Origin of the sequence: Enterobacter sp. KB-280D8, from assembly GCF_041399405.1 — a bacterium.
Taxonomy (GTDB): domain Bacteria; phylum Pseudomonadota; class Gammaproteobacteria; order Enterobacterales; family Enterobacteriaceae; genus Enterobacter; species Enterobacter cloacae_N.
In genome coordinates this window covers 343,935-365,947 of the sequence record NZ_JBGKEC010000002.1, presented here as the reverse complement: position 1 = coordinate 365,947, position 22,013 = coordinate 343,935, and the positions used below count along the sequence as shown (strand labels likewise).

The 22,013-nt window shown below is 59.5% G+C and carries 16 protein-coding genes; 7 read left to right on the top strand and 9 right to left on the bottom strand.

Features of this window, described 5'->3' with window-relative positions; genetic code table 11:
- Positions 1–30: 30 nt before the first annotated feature.
- Entirely contained in the window at positions 31–951 is a 921-nt protein-coding gene (gene ldtB / locus AB8818_RS07195) for a L,D-transpeptidase (RefSeq protein ID WP_008501186.1), read from the bottom strand.
- A 222-nt stretch (positions 952–1,173) separates the two neighbouring features.
- Between ldtB and AB8818_RS07190 the strand changes: the two genes are divergently transcribed.
- Positions 1,174–2,769 (top strand): ABC-F family ATPase, encoded by a 1,596-nt coding sequence (locus tag AB8818_RS07190; RefSeq protein ID WP_047073790.1) that lies wholly within the window; start codon positions 1,174–1,176, stop codon positions 2,767–2,769.
- An 88-nt stretch (positions 2,770–2,857) separates the two neighbouring features.
- Here AB8818_RS07190 and AB8818_RS07185 read toward each other — a convergent pair whose 3' ends face one another.
- The gene (locus AB8818_RS07185; RefSeq protein WP_162874994.1) at positions 2,858–5,221 is read right to left on the bottom strand and encodes a glycoside hydrolase family 31 protein; all 2,364 of its coding nucleotides are present in this window, start codon (positions 5,219–5,221) and stop codon (positions 2,858–2,860) included.
- 17 nt (positions 5,222–5,238) lie between these two features.
- Positions 5,239–6,540, bottom strand: coding sequence for an MFS transporter (locus AB8818_RS07180; protein WP_116343402.1), 1,302 nt, complete (start codon positions 6,538–6,540; stop codon positions 5,239–5,241).
- A gap of 288 nt (positions 6,541–6,828) precedes the next feature.
- Here AB8818_RS07180 and AB8818_RS07175 point away from each other — a divergent pair, with 288 nt between their 5' ends.
- Entirely contained in the window at positions 6,829–7,902 is a 1,074-nt protein-coding gene (locus AB8818_RS07175; RefSeq protein WP_163330795.1) for a LacI family DNA-binding transcriptional regulator, read from the top strand.
- On the opposite strand, the gene AB8818_RS07170 is transcribed toward AB8818_RS07175, so the two are convergent.
- The 4 genes from AB8818_RS07170 to AB8818_RS07155 form a co-directional block, all read right to left on the bottom strand.
- Positions 7,899–9,155, bottom strand: coding sequence for a DUF1479 domain-containing protein (locus AB8818_RS07170; protein WP_166710546.1), 1,257 nt, complete (start codon positions 9,153–9,155; stop codon positions 7,899–7,901). The genes AB8818_RS07175 and AB8818_RS07170 overlap by 4 nt on opposite strands.
- A 149-nt stretch (positions 9,156–9,304) precedes the next feature.
- Positions 9,305–10,120, bottom strand: a complete 816-nt coding sequence (locus AB8818_RS07165) for a Cof-type HAD-IIB family hydrolase (RefSeq protein ID WP_116343405.1) — start codon at positions 10,118–10,120, stop codon at positions 9,305–9,307.
- A gap of 193 nt (positions 10,121–10,313) precedes the next feature.
- The gene (locus tag AB8818_RS07160; protein WP_192982909.1) at positions 10,314–12,746 is read right to left on the bottom strand and encodes a formate C-acetyltransferase/glycerol dehydratase family glycyl radical enzyme; all 2,433 of its coding nucleotides are present in this window, start codon (positions 12,744–12,746) and stop codon (positions 10,314–10,316) included.
- Between the two features lie 4 nt (positions 12,747–12,750).
- A complete protein-coding gene (locus AB8818_RS07155) occupies positions 12,751–13,650 on the bottom strand; it encodes a glycyl-radical enzyme activating protein (protein WP_192982912.1) in 900 nt (299 codons plus the stop codon).
- Positions 13,651–13,778: 128 nt separating this feature from the next.
- Here AB8818_RS07155 and fsa point away from each other — a divergent pair, with 128 nt between their 5' ends.
- Positions 13,779–14,441 carry a fructose-6-phosphate aldolase gene (fsa, locus tag AB8818_RS07150; RefSeq protein WP_192982915.1) on the top strand — a complete coding sequence of 221 codons (663 nt, stop codon included), beginning with the start codon at positions 13,779–13,781 and terminating at the stop codon, positions 14,439–14,441.
- An 86-nt stretch (positions 14,442–14,527) separates the two neighbouring features.
- Here fsa and moeB read toward each other — a convergent pair whose 3' ends face one another.
- Both moeB and moeA read right to left on the bottom strand, forming a co-directional pair.
- Positions 14,528–15,280, bottom strand: coding sequence for a molybdopterin-synthase adenylyltransferase MoeB (gene moeB, locus AB8818_RS07145; RefSeq protein ID WP_163330800.1), 753 nt, complete (start codon positions 15,278–15,280; stop codon positions 14,528–14,530).
- 1 nt (position 15,281) lies between these two features.
- Entirely contained in the window at positions 15,282–16,514 is a 1,233-nt protein-coding gene (gene moeA / locus AB8818_RS07140) for a molybdopterin molybdotransferase MoeA (protein WP_192982917.1), read from the bottom strand.
- A 188-nt stretch (positions 16,515–16,702) separates the two neighbouring features.
- Between moeA and iaaA the strand changes: the two genes are divergently transcribed.
- Genes iaaA through gsiC form a run of 4 tightly spaced genes read left to right on the top strand, consistent with a single transcriptional unit; the run spans position 16,703 to position 22,012 of the window.
- Positions 16,703–17,641 (top strand): beta-aspartyl-peptidase, encoded by a 939-nt coding sequence (gene iaaA, locus AB8818_RS07135; protein WP_163330833.1) that lies wholly within the window; start codon positions 16,703–16,705, stop codon positions 17,639–17,641.
- A gap of 11 nt (positions 17,642–17,652) precedes the next feature.
- Positions 17,653–19,524, top strand: a complete 1,872-nt coding sequence (gene gsiA, locus AB8818_RS07130) for a glutathione ABC transporter ATP-binding protein GsiA (RefSeq protein WP_192982920.1) — start codon at positions 17,653–17,655, stop codon at positions 19,522–19,524.
- Positions 19,525–19,547: 23 nt separating this feature from the next.
- On the top strand, positions 19,548–21,086 hold the full coding sequence (gsiB, locus tag AB8818_RS07125; RefSeq protein WP_192982923.1) for a glutathione ABC transporter substrate-binding protein GsiB: 1,539 nt from the start codon (positions 19,548–19,550) through the stop codon (positions 21,084–21,086).
- Between the two features lie 5 nt (positions 21,087–21,091).
- Positions 21,092–22,012: a glutathione ABC transporter permease GsiC gene (gene gsiC, locus AB8818_RS07120; RefSeq protein ID WP_116343413.1), complete on the top strand. Its 921-nt coding sequence runs from the start codon at positions 21,092–21,094 to the stop codon at positions 22,010–22,012.
- The last annotated feature ends 1 nt before the right edge of the window (position 22,013 follow it).

Below are 22,013 nucleotides of genomic sequence, written 5' to 3'. Positions count from 1 at the left end.
ATCGAAGCCCGCTTTTTTAGTTTTTCTCTGTTAATTCAAACGAACCGGCATACCGGAGCGGTTCTGAATCGCCTGGTCGACGATGGTGGTTTCCACGTCAGGCTGAGAGGTCACGGACTGCACCGCGCTGTTCAGCGTAATCGGTACGATCTCGTTGTTATTAATCTGGTCTTCGCTGGTGGACAGCGGGTTGTGCACTTCAATGTAGCGGCTGCCGTCTGGCTCAGAGGTCGCTTTCACCGGTTCGTTGATGAACTGCACGCGCGTGCCGACCGGCACGTTTTCAAACAGGAACTTAATGTCGTCGTTACGCAGGCGCACGCAGCCGTGGCTTACGCGCAGGCCGATACCGAAGTTGGCGTTGGTGCCGTGGATAGCGTACAGGCGGCCAATGTACAGCGCGTACAGACCCATTGGGTTATCCGGGCCGGCTGGTACAACGGCGGGCAGCGGTTCGCCCGCAGCGATGTATTCCGCGTGCATTTTGGCGGTTGGGGTCCAGGTTGGGCCCGCTTTCTTACGCTCGACTTTGGTGGTCCAGTTCAGCGGGGTGTCTTTGCCCAACTGGCCGATACCGATTGGCAGCACGATAACGGTGTTGGTGCCTTTCGGGTAGTAATACAGACGCATTTCGGCGCTGTTGATTACGATACCTTCATGAACGGTATCCGGCAGGATCAGCTGCTGAGGAATATTCAGCACGGTACCCGCTTTTGGCAGATACGGGTCAACGCCCGGGTTCGCTTCCAGCATGTTAGACAGGCCCAGCTGGTACTGTGCGGCGAAATACTCCAGCGGCTGAGAGTTACCTTCAGGCACCGTCACTACCTGATTTTGACCCACCAGACGGCTTCCGTCGGTCGGCAGGGGATACGTCACCGCAGACGCGGTCTTACAAAAACCTACTACGGCTAACGCCGCCGCAAAAAGCGTTGTTAATTTCATGTTCATGTTGTGCGAGGTATCTAAGCCATTCTGGCGATGAGTTGATAAGTCTGAATCTGTGATGGGAGCGCATTATATGTGCATTCCCGCTAACAGGGAATTCAGATGTGTACGAAATCACATTTTTTTCGATTTTGTTAAAGTTTAGTGGATTGCCGCAACACGGGATCTCAATTCGGAATTGTGGCATAATGCCGTGTTTATCACACTTTTCGCAGGAATCTCCCCGTGTTAGTTACCAGCAACGTCACTATGCAGTTTGGCAGTAAGCCGCTGTTCGAAAACATTTCCGTCAAATTTGGCGGCGGCAACCGTTACGGCCTGATTGGCGCCAACGGTAGCGGAAAATCCACCTTCATGAAGATCCTCGGCGGCGATCTGGAGCCAACGCTCGGCAACGTGTCGCTCGACCCTAACGAGCGCATTGGTAAGCTGCGTCAGGATCAGTTCGCCTTTGAAGAGTTCACCGTGCTGGACACCGTGATCATGGGGCACGCGGAGCTGTGGGAAGTGAAGCAGGAGCGCGATCGCATCTACGCGCTGGCCGAAATGAGCGAAGAAGATGGCTATAAAGTGGCCGATCTGGAAACGCAGTACGGCGAAATGGACGGTTATTCTGCGGAAGCGCGTGCGGGCGAGCTGCTGCTGGGCGTAGGCATTCCGGTTGAACAGCATTACGGTCCGATGAGCGAAGTCGCCCCAGGCTGGAAGCTGCGCGTGCTGCTGGCACAGGCGCTGTTCTCTAACCCGGACATCCTGCTGCTCGACGAACCGACGAACAACCTGGACATCGACACCATCCGCTGGCTGGAGCAGACGCTGAACGACCGCGACAGCACTATGATCATCATCTCGCATGACCGTCACTTCCTGAACATGGTTTGTACGCACATGGCGGATCTGGACTACGGTGAGCTGCGCGTTTACCCGGGCAACTACGACGAGTACATGACGGCGGCCACCCAGGCGCGTGAGCGTCTGCTGGCGGACAACGCCAAGAAGAAAGCGCAGATTGCGGACCTGCAGTCCTTCGTTAGCCGCTTCAGTGCCAACGCCTCTAAGTCGCGTCAGGCGACCTCACGTGCGCGTCAGATTGATAAAATCAAGCTGGAAGAAGTTAAAGCCTCCAGTCGTCAGAACCCGTTCATCCGCTTCGAGCAGGACAAGAAGCTGTTCCGTAACGCGCTGGAAGTGGAAGCCCTTACCAAAGGCTTTGATGAAGGCCCGCTGTTTAAAAACTTCAACCTGCTGCTGGAAGTGGGCGAGAAGATTGCCATTCTGGGCGCCAACGGCGTGGGTAAATCCACACTGCTGAAAACCTTGGTCGGCGAACTGCAGCCGGACAACGGCACCGTGAAATGGTCCGAGAACGCGCAGATTGGCTACTACGCGCAGGACCATGAGTACGAGTTCGAAAACGACCTCACCGTCTTCGACTGGATGAGCCAGTGGAAGCAGGAAGGCGACGACGAGCAGGCAGTGCGCAGCATTCTGGGTCGTCTGCTGTTCAGCCAGGACGACATCAAAAAGCCGGCCAAAGTGCTCTCCGGTGGCGAGAAAGGCCGCATGCTGTTCGGCAAGCTGATGATGGAAAAACCGAATATCCTGGTAATGGACGAACCGACTAACCACCTGGATATGGAATCTATCGAATCGCTGAATATGGCGCTGGAGATGTATCAGGGCACCCTGATCTTCGTCTCTCACGACCGTGAGTTCGTCAGCTCGCTGGCGACCCGCGTGATCGAAATTACGCCTGAGCGCGTGGTGGACTTCACCGGTAACTATGAAGACTACCTGCGCAGTAAAGGTATCGACGGCTAAAAAAAGCCCGGTGGCGCTACGCTTACCGGGCCTACGTTCTATCCCCTCTCCCGGTGGGAGAGGGTCAGGGTGAGGGCATCAGGCCGCACTACACCACCCACTCGCTCCCTTCAATCCCGTTCACCAGCAGCTTACGTTTTTCCCCTACAGGCAACGACACCTTCAGCGCTTTCCACGCCGGACGATAATCCCCGCGCGCGTTGATCTTCAGGTTGATGGTTGCGCCATCGCACACCATTTCCCATTCCACCCATAGCGCATTGCCGTTCTGATAGCCCCAGCTTTCGCCGTCGTCTTCAAACAGCAGCCCGGAGGTGGTGCCGACGCCCTTCACCGGGAACAGCTTCAGCTCGCGGGTGTCGTCTTTTTCAGCGGATACGTGGGTAATGCGCTCGCTCAGCGGCAGACCGGCACCGGCGCGCACCAGCAGCGGCAGTTTTTCCAGCGGCGCGTCGAGAACGATCGACTGGCCGCCCGCATACCACGCGTGGGTGTAAAAATCGTACCAGCCGGTGGCATTATCCGGCAGCCAGACGCGGCGCTCGCGCTGCCCGGCTTCGACCACGCTGGCAACCAGCAGGTCGCGGCCCAGCAGGAAGTCATCGCACTCTTCGAAGGTCTGCGCATCGTGCTCGTGATCGAGGAAGGTCGGGCGCAGCATCGGCTCGTCGTCGGCGTGCGCCTGCCAGAGCAGGGTGTAGAGGTACGGCAGCAGGCGGTAGCGCAGCTCAACCGCACCGCGAATGGCTGGCGTGACGCCCGGGTACATCCACGGCTCGTTCACGGTGTGGTCATCATTCCACGAGTGAATGGTAAAGCGCGGGTGCATCACGCCGTTCTGCACCCAGCGCACGAACAGCTCGGCGTCCGGCTTATCGCCGGAGAAACCGCCGACGTCGTGACCGACGTTGAACAGCCCGGACAGGCTCATGCCCAGCCCCATGCGGATGTTATAGCGCAGGGTGTCCCAGTTGGTGCGGTTATCGCCGCTCCAGGTCTGAACGTAGCGCTGCATCCCGGCGCAGCCGGAGCGGGAGATGAGATACGGACGTTTCTCCGGCGCAAAGCGCTGCTGCGCTTCCAGCGAGGCGCGCATCATCAGCAGCGGCATTACCGGGCGAATGTGCTTGATGGCGATCTCCTTGCCGAAGCCAAAGCAGCGCGCTTCCCCGTCCCACACTTCATATTCGTTGTTGTCGTTCCAGGTGGAGTCGATGCCCATCTCCAGCAGTTGGGTAGTGACGCCGTTCTGCCACCACTTCACCGTCTGCGGGTTGGTAAAGTCGAGGTGCGAGCCTTCGTCATCCCAGAAGCTTGAACGTTCTGGTGCATCAGTTTCTGAATCACGAATGAACAGGCCGCTCTCCGCCACTTCGTTATAGCGCGGATGGTCCTGCAGCAGGCACGGCTTGATGTTGGCCGCAAGCTTCAGCCCCGCGTCGTGGAAGGCCTGGCTCATCACCTTCGGCTGCGGCACCTTGTCATAGTTCCAGTTGAAGACGTAGCGCTTGCCGTTGATGGAGGTATAGCCGGAGGAGAGCTGGAACGAGTCGCACGGAATGGCGTGCTCTTCGCACAGGCGGATAAAGTTCATCAGCTGGTTCTGGGCGTCCGGCGCGTCGGTGTAGTGCATGGTTGAGCCGCTGTAGCCCAGGCTCCATTTTGGCCCAAACAGCGTTTTCCCGGTGAGGCGCACGAAGGCTTTGGTGACGTCCAGCACGCGCCTGCCGGTAAAAATGTAGTAATCGATATCGCCCGCTTCCGCCTGCCAGCGGCGGTAGGCAGTGTGGTAGTTGTCGATCTCGTTGCCCAGATCCAGCCAGCAGCTGCTCAGGTTGTCGTAGAACAGGCCGTAGCTCACGTCGTCGCGGCGGGCGATAGTGAACGGAATATGCTTGTAGAGCGGGTCGGTGCTGGTCGCGTTGTACCCCATTGCATCGAGGTTGCGCATCTCATAGCGCTTGCCGTTGCGCTGCAGATCGCCCGCTTTCTCGCCCAGGCCGTAGAAACGCTCGTCCTTGCGACGGCTGAGGTAGTGCGCCACGCCGTCGCCGTGGGCGTTCAGCAGGTAGGCGCTGGTCGGACGGTCATTAACCAGCGGCTGCCATTCGCCCGCCTCATTGCGGTAGTGCCACTCCATCCATAGCGGCTGGTGGACGGTCACGCGCAGCTGCTCCGTTGCCACCGTAACGGCATCATCCTGCTGCGTCAGCGTCCAGGCCGGGCAGGAGAAACCGCTTATATCGTCACGACGACGGCCTTCCCACGGCACGTCCTTTTCCGGTGCGATGCTCCAGGTGCGGTCCAGCGCCAGCTCGCCTTTGCGCTTAATCAGCACGCGGAACAGGTTCTCTTCCAGAACATACAGGCACAGGCGGTGCTGGTTATCGACCAGCAGTTCCAGATGGTTTGCCGACTGCTTATCTACGGTCCAGTTTTTCAGGGTTTTCATATGCAATACATCCACTATCAGGCGCGCTTAGCGCGACGTTCAGCAATAAATGCTACCAGGAAGACAGCGCCAATCAGGTCAAAGAAGCCCATGGCAATAAAGAGCGGGTTAAAGCCGATTTTGTCGGCGGTCACACCGATTAACAGCGAGAACAGGAAGCTGGCGATCCACGCCGCCGAGCCGCGCATGCCGTTGACGGTCGCCATCTGGCCTTTGTCGAACGACTCCACGACCAGGGCGCTCAGCATGCAGGAGATGATCTGGTGCCCGAAGCCGCCGATGGAGATCAGCACGATGGTGATATACGGGTCGCGGGTAATGGCGACGATGGCCAGCGAGATCATCAGGAACGCGCCGGTGACGGAGCTTGCCACCACCGAGTTTACGCGGGAGCAGCCGAACCAGCGGGTGTAGAGGCGCGTCAGGTAGCCGCTCGCCACGCTGCCGAGGTCGGCGGCGAGGAAGGGCAGCCAGGCAAACATCGCAATCTGCTTCAGATCCATGCCGTGCTCTTTGGCGAGGTACAGTGGCACCCAGAAGCTCAGCACGGCCCAGGCCGGTTCCGCCATAAAGGCCGGAATGGCGATACCGTAGAAGCGTTTGTTTTTCGAGACGGTTTTCAGCGCGGTCAGAAACGGCAGTTTCACCGCGGGCGGTTCGTTATCCTGCTTGATAAACGCCAGCTCGTCCTTGCTCAGGTTCGGGTGCTGCTCCGGGTTGTGGTAAAACGCCCACCACAGGATCACCCACAGCAGCGCCAGCACGCCGGTAAACATAAACGCGCCCTGCCAACCGAACGAGGCGTGAGCAAAGTAGATGATAGGCGGAGCCAGCATCGCGCCGATGGAGAAGCCCACGCCTGCCCAGCCGGCGGCAACGGGTCGCTCAGATTTCGGGAACCATTCGCCGATGGTTTTGGCGTTCGCCGGGGTAGCGGCGGCCTCAGAAGCCCCCATAAAGAAGCGCAGAATCGCCAGGTGCAGCCAGCTTCCGGCGCCCGCGTGGAAGATACACATCAGCGCCCAGATCCCGGCGCAGACCATAAAGCCAATCTTCAGGCCGATAACGTCAATCAGCCAGCCGCACAGGGGCTGGAAAATGGTGTAGGCGATCTGGAACGCGCCGACGATCCAGGAGTACTGCTCGGTGGTGATCCCCAGGCTCTCTTTCAGTTCCGGGGCGAGGATCCCGAGCGAGTTACGGGTGATGTAGTTAACGGTGACGCCAAGTAAGAACAGCACCAGTACGTACCAGCGCAGGTTCTTGATGACGCGACGGGTTTTGCTTGTCGCAACGGTATTATTGATGTCCTGACTCATTTGACTCTCCACAAGACGGACGGTAAGGGGACGGAGGTTCAGGTGTCACACAGATTTTTATGCCTTTGATTTCTATCCGTTTAAACTGCTTAAGTTGCTATACAACTAGTATGGAAGTTGTGTGACAGGTTCACCTTAAGGGAGAAAATGAGAGGGCAAAAGTGGATTTTGTGCAAAATTTCTCATAACTAACGAAAACACTCTGGCATGATGGCGTTCATGGCAGTTTTTGCCTGACGGATACGCTATGAAAATTTTTTCATTTCGCAAATGGAGCCAGATCACAAAATGGACAAAAGGCTAAAAATCACCGAAATCGCGGCCCGCACGCAGCTCTCCATCAGCACGGTTTCCCGCGTGCTGGCGGGTAAAGCGAATACCAGCGAAAAGGCGCGCGCAAAGGTGCTGGCGTGCGCGCGGGAGCTGGGGGTGATGGACGGCATGGCGGCAGGGCGTTTGCTGCTTAACAGCCTGGTGGTTTTTGCCCCGCAGCGGGCGTTTGACGAGCGGTCCGACATCTTTTATTACCGCGTGATCCAGAGCGTGAGCAAAGGGCTTGCCTCGCACGAGGTCCGGCTGCGCTACTGCGCGCTGGAGGAGAACGACAGCGACGCCCAGCTGTTTCTGGCGCGCATGAACGAGCCGGATACCCAGGCGGCCATTCTTCTCGGCATCGACGATCCGCATATTCACGACCTGGCGGTGGACGTGGGGAGACCCTGCGTGCTGATTAACTGCCGGGACCGCCGCATGCGCCTGCCTGCCGTCGCCCCGGATCACCGCACCATTGGTGAGCGGGCGGCGGAGTACCTGTTCGAGATGGGGCACCGCGAGGTGATGAACGTGCTGTGCCTGCGCCGCTACACCATGGAGCTGCGCCTGGCGGGGATCCGCGACGCGTGGCAGTCTCATAACCTGAAATTCAACGATAAACGCGATCTGCTGGTGGTGCCAAGCTTCAGCGCCAGAGAGACGGAGCAGCTGGTGAGCGAGTGGCTTAACCAGCAGAAGGGAAAAGACCTGCCGACGGCGTTTCTGGTCGGCGGCGACTTTATGGCGGCGGGCACCATCAGCGCATTACAAAACCACGGTCTGCGCGTGCCGCAGGACGTGTCGGTGATGAGCATCGACGGATTTAATCTGGCGGCAATCCAGGACGTGCCGCTGACGGCGGTGCATGTGCCCCGCGACGAGCTGGGAACCGAAGCGGTGCATATGCTCCAGCAGCGGCTGATGCGTCCGGACGCGCCGGTGGGAACGCTGTTGCTTAATGGAACCCTGACCGTGCGGGAATCGGTACGGCGGATACGTCAGGGGAAACGACGCACCGCCGTGGAGAGGGAAGGGCTTTACGACAGTTAAGCCATGCCCAGCGCGCGCTTGCCGTGGATGTTGAGATCGTTCACGGTAAAGCGGTCCTGCCAGCTTTTTTCATAATCCTCGCGCGGGAAGTCTCCCGGCGACGCGCCGGTTTCCAGCGCTTCCTTGACCTTTTTCGCGTAAGCGAGGTTTTTCTCGCACATCGGCGCGGCAGGGATGTACATCACGTTGCCCCAGCCCTGCTGATTTTCCACCGGCGCGACGGAGTGGATCACATCGCAGTGCCACCATACGGAATCGCCCGCCTCGAGTGCCGGAATGCTGCTTAATGCCTCGATGAGCAGCGGGTGCCACTTCTCGGAAACCGGCAGCACGCGCCCTGGTGCCACGCCGCACAGCTCGTCTTCCGGCACGTCGTCCAGCAGCGGACGCAGCAGAATGTACGCCATCGCCTCCGGAATTGGCACCACGTGCAGCAGTCCCTGACCGGGGATCATGTCCGACAGCGCCGTCCAGCCCTGGAAGGTGCGGAACACCGAGCATTTGGTGGTGTTATCGACGGTGTACTCTTCCACTTCGGTACGGTGCGCGGCGTTCCACGGATCGTACTTATCGACGTTGCCGTCAAACACGCGGGCAAACACCTGTTGATAAGCCGGAAGCAGCCAGCGCTCCAGCGCGCCGGAATCGGTATGCGCGCCCAGCCCTTTCGAGGTGGTTCCCGGCGGACGGCGGCGAATACGGTCCGGGTAAATCACGCTCACGTCCGGGTCGAACCACTGCTTGCCGTTGCTCTCGAAAGTCCATAAACGGTTCAGGAACGACTGCACCTGCGCCATCTCTTCGCTCTGGCGCGCCTGCATCTGCGCCTGCGACCAGTAAATCGGGTAAATCTCCGGGCGGGAGGCCGTTAAGGTGCCGAAGAAGTTATCGCCTGGCCCTTTGTACACGTCGTCAAATTTGTTCAGATCGAGATAGTCGAGCATCGACCGATCCCACGCCAGCGCCTGCTCGCGCGGGAAATGACCTTTAATCACCGCGCAGCCGCGGCGCTTAACGGCCTCGCGCTGTGCGTCGGTAATCGTGCCGTTTTTCACGTCCGCAAACGGGATCTCCGGCCAGACGGTTTCGCCTTTGTTCTTAAGGGCGTTGATCTCCGCCACGCGGGTGGCAATTTTATCGCTGAGCTTATTAAACACCGCCTGCACGTCGCCGATCTGCGCGCGCAGCTCACGTTTCAACTGACGGATTGCCGCTTTGTGATCCGCCGGCAAAGTTTCACTGGTAAAGGTCATAACCGCCTCGCATCTTTCATTCGAAAGTAAAAGTATCTACAAGTGATACTTTAAGTTAAAAATAAGTTAATGCAAGTTTAAAAACTTGACGCAAGCCACAGGACGGAAAAAGAGTGAGAGGCCGGAGCGAGGCTCCGGCGAGGAGAGGATCAGGCGTCGAACGGGGAATGGTTGTCGAGCACGGCCTGAATGACGTTCAGCGCGCCCTGAAGGTTGTTGTCGTCAGTGCTGTAGCGGCTGATTTCTTTGATGCTCTCTGCCGCGTTGCCCATCGCAAAAGAGTATTTCACCAGCTTCAGCATCTCGGCATCGTTGCCGCTGTCGCCAATGCCGACGCACTCCTGCGGGGAGATTTTCCAGCGTTTCAGCAGGCGGCTGATGCCGTTGGCTTTGTGCAGGCCGGGGATAATTAAATCCACAAAGCCAAAGCCGCTGGTGACCGGCTTCATAATGCCGTCCAGGGAGACGTGAAGTTTATCCACCAGAGTTGGGATATCACTGTCCGGCAGGTTCAGGGAGAACTTAAACAGCACGTCGTCAATTTCGCGGTAATCGCTGATGCGCTTTAAGCGGTGGTAGTGCTTTGACATCAGCGCCACGAACGCGTCCGGGGCCTGGTCGCTGACGTAGGCGCTCTCCAGACCGCAGGCCACGAAGTTCAGCCCTTTGTCTTTCAGTAGTTCGCCAATGACGATCTGCGACTCATGGCGGGTCAGTTCGCCGTGGAAAACCTGTTCGCCGTGGTCGAACACCAGCGCGCCGTTTTCCGCCACGAAGGAGATCTGGTCTTTCAGTTCGGGGAAGAAGGATATGAGCTGGTAATACTGATTGCCGCTGGCGACAACGAATTCGATGTCGCGGGATTTAAGCTGCTCAAACTGTGCCTGGAAGCGGTCACGATCGTACTGCTTGGCATCATCAAGGAAAGTTCCGTCCATATCGGTGACGATAACTTTAACGGTCATACTGTGCTCCTGGGTCACTGCGTTTTGAAACATTCTAATAACAAGGTGACGGGGAGCACAAATTTAATTTCATTCGAAAGTAAAAGCAAAACGGCAACCAGGATTGCCGTTTTGAGTGTTTTCTCCCTCTCCCCGTGGGAGAGGGGCGGGGTGAGGGCATCAGCGTGCGCATTTCCCCTTAAGGGATACACCGTTACAGCGTATGCTCAGTACGCGCAATAATATCGTCCTGCGCATCCGGCGACAGGGCGGTGAAGAATGCCGAGTAGCCCGCGACGCGCACCACCAGATCACGATACTGGTCAGGATGTTTCTTCGCTTCCAGCAGCGTTTCGCGCGAGACGATGTTGTACTGAATATGCCAGCCCTTATGCACCTCGAAGAAGGTGCGCAGCAGCACCATTAGCTTCTGGCGATCGCTGTCGTTTTCCAGCGTTGACGGATTCAGCTTCTGGTTCAGCAGCACGCCGCCAAGAATCGCTTCCGTCGGCAGTTTACCGACCGAGCCGATCACCGCCGTCGGGCCGAGGTGGTCCGTACCGGAAGCCGGGCTTGCCCCTTCCGCCAGCGGGGTGTGCGCCTTACGTCCGTCCGGGGTCGCCATCGTTGCCGCGCCAAACGGCACGTTGGCGGAGATGGACGACGTTCCCGCGTAGTAGTTACCGCCAATCGGGCCGCGGCCGTGGCGCGGGTTGTGGTACTGCTTCAGCTCTTCGATGTAGGTCTGATAGGCGCGCGTCAGCAGCATGTCCACGCTGTCATCGTCGTTGCCGTATTTCGGCGCGCCGTTGATCAGGCGCTGGCGCAGCTGCTCGTGAGTCAGCCCGTCGAAGTCATCCGCCAGGGCGGCCGCCAGCTGCTGCTGACCGATAGTGCCCTGTTCGAACACCAGCTTCTTGACCGCTGCCAGGCTGTTGCCGAGGTTGGCGATGCCCACCTGCAGGCCGGAAACCCAGTCATACTTCGCGCCGCCCTGCTTGATGCTTTTCGCGCGCTCGATGCAGTCGTCCACCAGCGCCGAGCAGAGAATATCGTGGACGTTCTCTTCCAGCATGGTGTCCACCACGTACTCAATCTCGATGGATTTGCGGGTGTAGTAGCGGATCTGGTTGTCCCATGCCGCCATCACCTCCTCGAAGTTGTCGAAGTTACCGGCGGAGAGCGCTTTCTCCTGCGGCAGGAACACCTTGCCGCTGGTGGCGTCGCGGCCGCCTTCCAGCGCGGCGAGCATCACGCGGGCGAAGTTGATAAAGCTCATGCCGGTGCAGCGGTAGCCCCACTTGCCGCCCACCGCGGTTTCGATGCAGCCGATGGCCGCGTAGTCGTAGGCGTCGTCGCGTTCAACGCCGAGCTTGATGAATTCCGGGATTACGATTTCATCGTTGTTGAACGCCGGCATCCCGAAGCCGCAGCGGATCACCTGCACGCAGGCGTCGAGGAAGTCGTTGCTCATCCCTGCGTGGTAGCGCACGCTCAGGTTAGGCTGGGTGGAGCGCAGGCGACCGCAGGATTCCAGAATCGCGTAGGAGAGCGGGTTGACCGCGTCCATCGGCTCACCGTTGACCAGCTTCTGGCCGCCAATGGTGACGTTCTGGTACAGCGGGCTACCGGCGGAAGCTTTCGAGTGCGAGCCGGAGCGGATTTTGTTCACTTCCAGCAGCTTCAGCCAGCAGCTGTGCAGCAGCTCGATGGCGTGCTCGCGGTCCAGGCTCTGGTCCAGTTCCACGTCGCGGCGGTAGTACGGGTAGAGATACTGATCCATTCGGGCAAATGACACCGAGTGACCGTTAGATTCAATCTGCAGGATCAGCTGAATGAAGTAGCACAGCTGCAGCGCCTGCCAGAAGGTTTTTGGCGGCTCGTGAGCAATTACGTCGCAGTTTTCCGCCATCGCCAGCAGCTCGTCGCGGCGGCTTTCGCGGGTTTCCGCAGACGCCATCTCACGCGCCAGATCGGCGAAGCGTTTGATGTGCAGGCTGACGGCTTCCAGCACGATATCAATCGCCTTCAGGAACTGGTCGCCGTGCAGGTCTTCCAGCACCGTCAGGTTGATGCGCGAGCGGCGCTCGGCCACTTTGGCGCGCAGGCCGTCGAGACCTTTTTCCAGCACCAGCGGGAAGTTCACCGCCAGGTGCGCGTCGCCGGAGGTCATGTTGCCTTCGGCTTTGATAATGCCGGTTTCCAGCAGGCCTTTCTGCTCGTCGGTGAACATGCCGTAGCAGCGATCCTGCACCGTCTGGCCGCGCCACCACGGGCAGATCTCATGCAGCACGCGCTTGTTCTCTTCGCTCACTGCAAAGCCCGCACCCGGGCGGTCCGCCAGATCGTCAATCTCTTTCTCAATCCAGGAGACGGTGTATTCCGGGAAAATCGGTGCGGCGCGCACTTCGCTTGCCTGGTTACCGATAATCAGCTCGTCGTGTTTGATCCAGATGGTGCGTTCAGCCAGGTGATGCGCCAGCGCGAGGGCGCGGCGTACCGGGATCGGCTTGTCCATGTGCTGCTGGTACATCTCGGTGTAATGCTGTGCGCGCTCGGTGCAGACCGGCGGCTTAACGATATGCACCAGCGCCATTTTATGCGCTTTAATGCGCTCGCTGAGGGTATTGAGATTCAGGGTTGTCATAGGTTTATCCTCGTAAGGTCGCGGTTAACCCTTTCTGGCAGGCGTACTGCTGCGCGAAGTCCAGCAGGGCAGGGTTATCCAGCGGTTTGTCAGGGGCAGAGTAGGGTTGGCCGAGCAGGCTGTATTTGTTCATGCCCAGCGTGTGATACGGCAGAAAATGAATATCCTCGACGCCAAGTTCATCGGCGGCGAAATTGGTAATGGCGGTAATGGACGCTTCATCCGCGTTGAAGCCCTGGATCAGCGGCACGCGAATGGTGATCTTTTTCCCGGCAGCCGCGAGGCGCTTCAGGTTATCCAGGATCCGTTTGGCCGAGCCGTCGGTCCACTGTTTAAACACTTCGCTATCCACATGCTTCAGGTCGGCGAGGAACAGATCGACGTACGGTAATGACGGCTCGATATAATGCCACGGCACGTGAAGGCAGGTTTCGACGGCTGTGTGGATCCCCTGTTCGTGGCTGGCTTTAAACAGGGCGTGCGCCAGCTCCGGGTTCATAAATGGTTCGCCGCCGGAGAGGGTGATGCCGCCGCCGCTGCGGTCGTAGAAAGGCTTATCGCGCAGTACGGTCGCCATGATCTCCTCGACCTGCTGTTCTTCACCGCAGACGGTCAGCGCCTGCGTCGGGCAGCAGTCGGTGAGTGCATTAAGCGTCTCTTCACTCAGCTTTTCGCGATGGATGACCAGCCCGTTCAGCGCGCGTTCGATGCAGCCCGGTGCCGCCTGCTGGCACAGGTCGCAGCCTTCCAGGCACAGACGCGGATCAAATAGCACGTCCCGGCTGCGGGAGCGGCTTTCCGGGTTCTGGCACCAGCGACAGCCCAGCGAGCAGCCTTTCAGGAACACCACGGTTCGAATACCGGGGCCGTCGTGGGTAGAGTAACGCTGAATATTGAAGATCATGATTTCGCCTCTCATCTTGCATATGAAGATTAAATTACTTTCGAATGAAAGTTATCTTGATGCAGGTCAACTCTTGAGCAGGTTTTGTCGTGATAGGGTAAGTGCAGGCTAATTTTGAGGGTGACATCATGGAACTTTATCTCGACACATCTGACGTTGCGGCAGTCAAAAAGCTGGCGCGTATCTTCCCGCTGGCGGGCGTGACCACCAACCCAAGCATTGTGGCGGCAGGTAAAACGCCGCTCGACGAGCTGCTGCCCGCGCTGCACGACGCGCTGGGTGGTAAAGGGCGCCTGTTCGCCCAGGTGATGGCGACCACCGCCGAAGGGATGGTGGAGGACGCGCGTAAGCTGCGGGCCATCATTAACGACCTGGTGGTGAAAGTGCCGGTGACCGCGGAAGGGCTGGCTGCCATTAAAATGCTGAAAGCGGAAGGGATCCCGACGCTGGGTACGGCGGTGTACGGTGCCGCGCAGGGAATGCTGTCCGCGCTGGCGGGGGCGGAGTATGTGGCCCCTTACGTCAACCGCGTGGACGCGCAGGGCGGGGATGGTATCCAGACGGTGATTGAGCTGCAGCAGCTGCTGACGCTGCACGTCCCGCAGTCAAAGGTGCTGGCCGCGAGCTTCAAAACGCCGCGTCAGGCGCTGGACTGCCTGCTGGCAGGGTGTGAGTCCATCACGCTGCCGCTGGACGTGGCGCAGCAGTTTATTACGTCTCCGGCTGTGGATGCGGCGATTGTGAAGTTTGAGCAGGACTGGCAGGGGGCGTTTGGACGGACGTCGATCTGACGCGGCTGCCGGGTGGCGCTGACGCTTACCCGGCCTACGTTCGAGCCGTTGTAGGTCGGGTAAGGCGAAGCCGCCACCCGACTTTTTTACTGGCTACACACCTCACACCCCGGGTTACGCATCAGCTTCATCTCGCGGAACTGGCAGGTCATCGCGTCATACATCACGATTTTCCCCGCGGCAGGCGTGCCGTAGCGCGCCAGCACTTTGATCGCTTCCATCGCCTGCAGCGAACCAATTACGCCAACGAGCGGCGCCATCACGCCCGCCTCGACGCAGGTTAGCGCGTTCTCGCCGAACAGGCGGCTCAGGCAGCGGTAGCAGGGTTCACCTTCGGCATACGTGAAGACGCTGATTTGCCCCTCCATGCGGATCGCCGCGCCGGAGACCAGCGGGATTTTGTGGACAAAGCAGCCCGCGTTCAGCTGGTTACGAACGGTGACGTTATCGGTGCAGTCCAGCACCAGATCGTGCTGCGCAATCTGCGCCGACAGCGCGTCGTCATCCAGCATCGTGTCAATCAGGGTGAACTGAATATTAGGGTTGATGCGCGCCAGCGCCGTGCGGGCGGATTCCACTTTCGGCTGGCCCACCGTCGCGTCGCTGTGCAGCGTCTGGCGCTGCAGGTTGGACACCGACACGGTATCGAAATCCAGCAGCGTCATCCTGCCAACGCCCGCTGCGGCAAGGTACTGCGCGGCGGCGCAGCCCAGCCCGCCGAGACCGACGACCAGCACATTGGCTGCCTTGAGCGCTTCCTGGCCCTCAAAGTCAAACCCGCGCAGCACGATCTGGCGATTGTAGCGCATCATCTCCTGGTCGCTCAGCTCCACCGTCATGTCAGCCTCCGAACAGGTGGTTAAAGCGCTCGACCTCGACCCATTCGCCGGCTTCCACGTTGCCGCGTTCGCGCTCCAGCACGATGAAGCAGTTGCCCAGACTGAAGGAGCTAAAAATGTGCGAGCCCTGATGTCCGGTGGTGCTCACTTCAAGCTCACCGTCCGCGTTGCGCGCCAGAATACCGCGCTGGAAATCGAGACGGCCCGGTGATTTTTTCAGACGCGTGGCGGCACGCACGCGCAGGCGTTCCGGCAGCGGGCTGGCTTTGTTGCCGGAAAGCTTCGCCAGCAGCGGGATCGCCAACTGGTAGAAGGTCAGCGCGGCAGAGACCGGGTTACCCGGCAGGCCGCAGAACCAGCTGTGCGGAAGCTTGCCAAAGGCGAACGGTTTGCCCGGCTTGATCGCCAGCTTCCAGAAGGCGATTTCGCCCAGCTCTTCGAGAAGGGTTTTAGTGTAATCCGCTTCGCCAACCGATACGCCGCCGGAGCTGATGACCACATCGGCGGCGTTATCCGCCTCGATAAACGCGGCGCGCAGTTTTTCCGGATCGTCTGGAATAATCCCGAGGTTAATCACCTCGCAGCCCAGCTGCTCCAGCATCAGGTGCACCGCCAGACGGTTGGTATCGTAAATCTGACCGTCCTGCAGCGGCTGCCCCGGAAGCTGCAGCTCGTCGCCGGTAGAGAAAACGGCAACGCGCACTTTCCGGACAACGTCAATTTCCGCGATGCCGAGCGACGCCAGCACCGGCAGTTCACCTACCGTCAGCTTCTGCCCCGCGGTAAAGACCGTTGCGCCAAGGGTGATGTCCTCGCCGGTACGGCGGATGTTCTGTCCCGCTTTGACGCTCGCGGTAAAACGCACCCCGTCGTCGGTCTGCTCGGTCTCTTCCTGCATCACCACGGCGTCGCAGCCAGCCGGAACCGGCGCGCCGGTCATGATGCGTACGCAGGTGCCCGCAGGCCACTCACCGCTAAACGGCTGACCCGCAAAGGCTTTACCCGCCACCGGCAGGGCGTTACCCGTCCGGAGATCCGCCATGCGTACCGCGTAACCGTCCATCGCGGAGTTATCGAACCCCGGTACGTTAAGCGGAGAGACGATATCGCGCGCGGCAATGCGGCCAAAACAGTGCACAAGCGGCAGCGTTTCGACATCGTGCAGGGGAGTAATGCGGTCAAGCATCTGCGTGAGTGCCGTCTCAAGCGGCATCAGTCCGGCGGTAAAATCCATGGTGGGCTCCTGCGGAGTAACAACGAAAGCGCTCATTATGGCAGAAAAGTGCGGCTAACTGTATGACCCGATGGGTGTACGCTTTACATCACTGTTGCGTCTTTCTATATTCAAAAATCATCTGAAGTTTCATCGACGATAATGATATTTATAGAAAAAGCCGCAAATCAGGCTAACGGGTGATGCGAATGGTTAATGCGGTAATCGCAATTCATGGTGGCGCCGGGGCAATCACCCGTGCACAGCTCAGCCCCGAGCAGGAAAAGCGCTACATTGACGCGCTGTACGCCATTGTGGAAACGGGCCAGCAAATGCTGGAAGCGGGCGAGAGCGCGCTGGATGTGGTCACCGAGGCGGTGCGCCTGCTGGAAGAGTGTCCGCTCTTTAATGCTGGAATCGGTTCGGTCTTTACCCGGGATGAAACCCACGAGCTGGACGCCTGCGTGATGGACGGCGTCACCCTGAAGGCGGGTGCCGTGGCGGGCGTGAGCCATCTGCGAAATCCGGTGCTGGCGGCGCGACTGGTGATGGAGGAGAGCCCGCACGTTCTGCTGGCGGGCGCCGGGGCGGAGAAATTTGCCTTTGAGCACGGCATGGAATCGGTATCACCGGATCTGTTTTCCACGGAGGAGCGCTATCAACAGCTGCTGGAAGCCCGAACGGCGGGCATGACACAGCTTGACCATAGTGCGCCGCTTGATGAAACCACCAAAATGGGCACGGTCGGCGCGGTGGCGCTGGATAAGGCCGGAAACCTCGCGGCGGCGACCTCCACGGGCGGGATGACCAACAAGCTGCCCGGACGCGTCGGCGACAGCCCGCTGCCGGGCGCGGGCTGCTATGCCAATAACGCCACGGCGGCGGTGTCGTGTACCGGCACCGGGGAAGTGTTTATCCGCGCCCTGGCGGCCTACGACATCACCGCGCTGATGGATTACGGCGGCTTAAGCCTGAGCGAAGCCTGCGAGCGCGTGGTGATGGAGAAACTGCCTGCCCTGGGCGGCGTCGGCGGGCTCATTGCCGTGGATCGTGAGGGCAATGTGGCTCTGCCGTTTAACAGCGAAGGGATGTATCGCGCCTGGGGTTACGCCGGTGATGAGCCGAGCACGGGCATCTATCGTGAATAAGGGGGCAGCGCGTGCCGCACAGTGAAGAGCTGGACAACCGCGAGGTGCTGGCTGTCCACCAGCTGAATATTGCGTTTCAGGAAGAGCGGCAGTTCATCCCCGCAGTACAGAATTTATCGTTCTCGCTCAGGCGCGGCGAGACGCTGGCGATTGTTGGTGAGTCCGGTTCCGGTAAATCGGTCACCGCGCTGGCGCTGATGCGCCTGCTGGAACAGACGGGCGGGCAGGTCGGCAGCGAGAAAATGCTCCTGCGCCGCCGTAACCGTCAGGTCATTGATTTAAACGAGCTGAGCGGCGCGCAGATGCAGGGCGTGCGCGGGGCGGATATCGCGATGATCTTCCAGGAGCCAATGACCTCGCTCAACCCGGTTTTCCCGGTCGGGGAGCAAATTGCAGAGTCTATCCGCCTGCATCAAGGGCTGAGCGGCGACGAAGCGCTCAAAGAGGCCCGACGGATGCTGGAGCTGGTGCGCATTCCGGAGGCGCAGGCCATTCTGGGGCGCTACCCACATCAGCTCTCCGGCGGCATGCGCCAGCGGGTGATGATTGCCATGGCGCTCTCCTGCCGTCCGGCGGTGCTGATTGCCGATGAACCGACGACGGCGCTGGATGTGACGATTCAGGCGCAGATCCTGCAGCTCATCAAAGTGCTGCAGCAGGAGATGGAGATGGGGGTGATCTTTATCACTCACGATATGGGCGTGGTCGCCGATATTGCCGATCGGGTGCTGGTCATGCACAAGGGCAGCGCGGTGGAAACCGGCCCGGTCGAGCAGATTTTTCACGCGCCGGTTCATCCTTATACCAAAGCGCTGCTGGCGGCGGTACCGCGCCTGGGGGCGATGAACGGCAGCGATTTGCCGCGCCGCTTCCCCCTGATCTCTCTCGAGGCGTCTGAGCTGCAGGAGGATGAGCGCGAGCAGGACACCGTGGTGCCGGGCAAGCCGATACTTGAAGTGCGCGATCTGGTGACCCGCTTTCCGCTGCGCAGCGGAATTTTCAACCGCGTGAAGCGCGAAGTGCACGCGGTGGAAAACGTCAGTTTCGATCTCTGGCCGGGCGAAACGCTGGCGCTGGTGGGGGAGTCCGGCTGCGGGAAATCCACCACCGGGCGGGCGTTGCTCAGGCTCGTGGAGACGCAGGAGGGGACGATAACCTTTAACGGTGAACGTATCGACACCCTGCCAGATAACAAATTACAGGCAGTCCGCCGGGATATTCAGTTTATCTTCCAGGATCCGTATGCCTCTCTCGACCCGCGCCATACGGTGGGCTATTCGATCATGGAGCCGCTGCGGGTACATAACCTGCTCGACGGCGAGGCGGCACAGCGCCGCGTGGCCTGGCTGCTGGAGCGCGTCGGCCTGAAGCCGGAACACGCCTGGCGTTATCCGCACGAGTTTTCCGGCGGACAGCGGCAGCGTATCTGCATCGCCCGCGCGCTGGCGCTGAACCCGAAGGTGGTGATTGCCGATGAGTCCGTCTCGGCGCTGGATGTTTCCATTAGGGCGCAAATTATCAACCTGTTGCTGGATTTACAGCGGGATATGGGAATTGCCTTCCTGTTTATCTCGCACGATATGGCGGTGGTAGAACGCATCAGCCACCGTGTGGCGGTGATGTTTATGGGGCAAATAGTCGAGATTGGGCCGCGAAGGGCGGTGTTTGAAAACCCGCAGCATCCGTATACCCGCAAGCTTATCGCGGCGGTCCCGGTTGCCGATCCGGCGCACCGTCACGGCCAGCGCGTGCTGCTGCAGGATGAAATGCCGAGCAACATACGTAAACGCGGCGAGGCCGTGGAGCGCGTGACGCTGCGCGAGGTCGGTCCTGGCCACTTCGTGGCTCCACCGCGTCAGGACAATGCATTTTCGCGGTTATAACTTACAACAGGCAGGAGAACACAATGGTTACTTTTGTAGCGCGTAGATGGTTGTTAGCCGCGAGCGTGACGGCAGCCCTGGCCGCTGCCCCCGCGTTCGCCGCCAAAGATGTGGTGGTCGCCGTCGGCTCCAACTTCACCACGCTCGATCCGTACGACGCCAACGACACGCTCTCTCAGGCGGTGGCAAAATCGTTCTATCAGGGCCTGTTTGGCCTGGATAAAGAGATGAAGCTCAAAAACGTGCTGGCGGAGGGATACACCGTGTCCGAAGACGGGCTGGAGTATACCATCAAGCTCAGAACCGGCGTGAAGTTCCAGGACGGGACAGATTTCAATGCGGAGGCGGTGAAGGTTAACCTCGATCGCGCCAGCAATCCGGAAAATAGCCTCAAGCGCTATAACCTGTATAAAAATATCGCCAGCACCGAGGTGGTCGACCCGGCGACGGTAAAAATCACCCTGAAAGAGCCGTTCTCGGCGTTTATCAACATTCTGGCGCATCCGGCAACGGCGATGATTTCCCCTGCCGCGCTGAAAAAATACGGCAAGGAGATCGGCTTCCACCCTGTTGGCACTGGTCCTTACGAACTGCTCACCTGGAACCAGACCGATTTTGTGAAGGTGAAGAAATTCGCGGGATACTGGCAGAAAGGGCTGCCGAAGCTGGACACTATCACCTGGCGTCCGGTGGTGGACAACAACACCCGCGCGGCGATGCTGCAAACCGGCGAGGCGCAGTTTGCCTTCCCGATCCCGTACGAGCAGGCCGCCATTCTGCAGAAAAACAGCAAGCTGGAGCTGGTTGCCAGCCCGTCGATCATGCAGCGCTACATCAGCATGAACGTCACGCAAAAGCCATTCGATAATCCGAAGGTGCGTGAGGCCATCAACTATGCCATTAACCGGCAGGCGCTGGTGAAGGTCGCTTTTGCCGGCTATGCCACCCCGGCGACCGGCGTGCTGCCGCCGGCTATCGCCTATGCGCAAAGCTATCAGCCGTGGCCGTACGATCCGGCCAAAGCGCGCGAGCTGCTGAAAGAGGCGGGCTTCCCGAACGGTTTCAGCACCACGCTGTGGTCGTCGCATAATCACAGTACTGCCCAGAAGGTGCTGCAGTTTACCCAGCAGCAGCTGGCGCAGGTGGGGATTAAGGCGCAGGTCACCGCGATGGATGCCGGGCAGCGTGCGGCAGAAGTGGAGGGGAAAGGGCAGAAAGAGAGCGGGGTGAGGATGTTCTACACCGGCTGGTCAGCCTCGACCGGTGAAGCCGACTGGGCGCTGTCGCCGCTGTTTGCCTCGCAGAACTGGCCGCCAACCTTGTTCAACACCGCGTTTTACAGCAATCCGCAGGTGGACAAAGACCTGGCCGATGCCCTGAAAACCACCAAACCGGAAGAGAAAGCGCGCCTCTACAAAGACGCGCAGGATATTATCTGGAAAGAGTCGCCGTGGGTGCCGCTGGTGGTGGAGAAACTGGTGTCAGCCCATAACAAAGCGTTGACCGGGTTCTACATCATGCCGGACACGGGCTTTAGCTTTGACGATGCGGATTTAAAATAAACCTCATGCTGAACTATGTTTGTAAACGCCTGCTGGGGCTTATCCCGACGCTGCTGATTGTGGCGGTGCTGGTGTTTCTGTTTGTCCATATGCTGCCGGGCGATCCGGCGCGTCTGGTAGCCGGGCCCGAAGCGGATGCCACCGTTATTGACCTGGTGCGTAAGCAGCTTGGCCTCGACCAGCCGCTGTATATGCAGTTCATCCATTATATCTGCAACGTTCTGCAGGGCGATTTTGGTATCTCGATGGTATCGCGCCGTCCGGTGTCGGAGGAGATTGCCAGCCGCTTTATGCCGACGTTCTGGTTAACGATAGCCAGCATGAGCTGGGCGGTGGTGTTTGGGCTTGGCGCCGGGATTGTCGCGGCCGTCTGGCGCAACCGCTGGCCGGACAAGCTCGGCATGGCGCTGGCGGTGACCGGCATCTCCTTCCCGGCGTTCGCGCTGGGGATGCTGCTGATGCAGATCTTCTCCGTTGAACTGGGCTGGCTGCCGACCGTCGGGGCCGATACCTGGAAGCATTATATTCTGCCTTCCATGACGCTGGGCGCGGCCGTGTCGGCGGTGATGGCCCGCTTTACCCGCGCCTCGTTCGTGGACGTGCTTAGCGAAGATTATATTCGCACCGCGCGGGCGAAAGGAGTCAGCGAGAAGTGGGTCATTCTCAAGCACGGGTTCCGCAATGCGATGATCCCGGTGGTGACGATGATGGGGCTGCAGTTTGGCTTCCTGCTGGGTGGCTCTATCGTCGTGGAAAAGGTCTTCAACTGGCCGGGGCTGGGACGTCTGCTGGTCGATTCCGTCGAGATGCGCGACTACCCGGTGATTCAGGCGGAAGTCCTGCTTTTCTCGCTGGAGTTTATTCTTATCAACTTAGTGGTGGACGTGCTCTACGCCGCCATTAACCCGGCCATCAGGTACAAGTAAG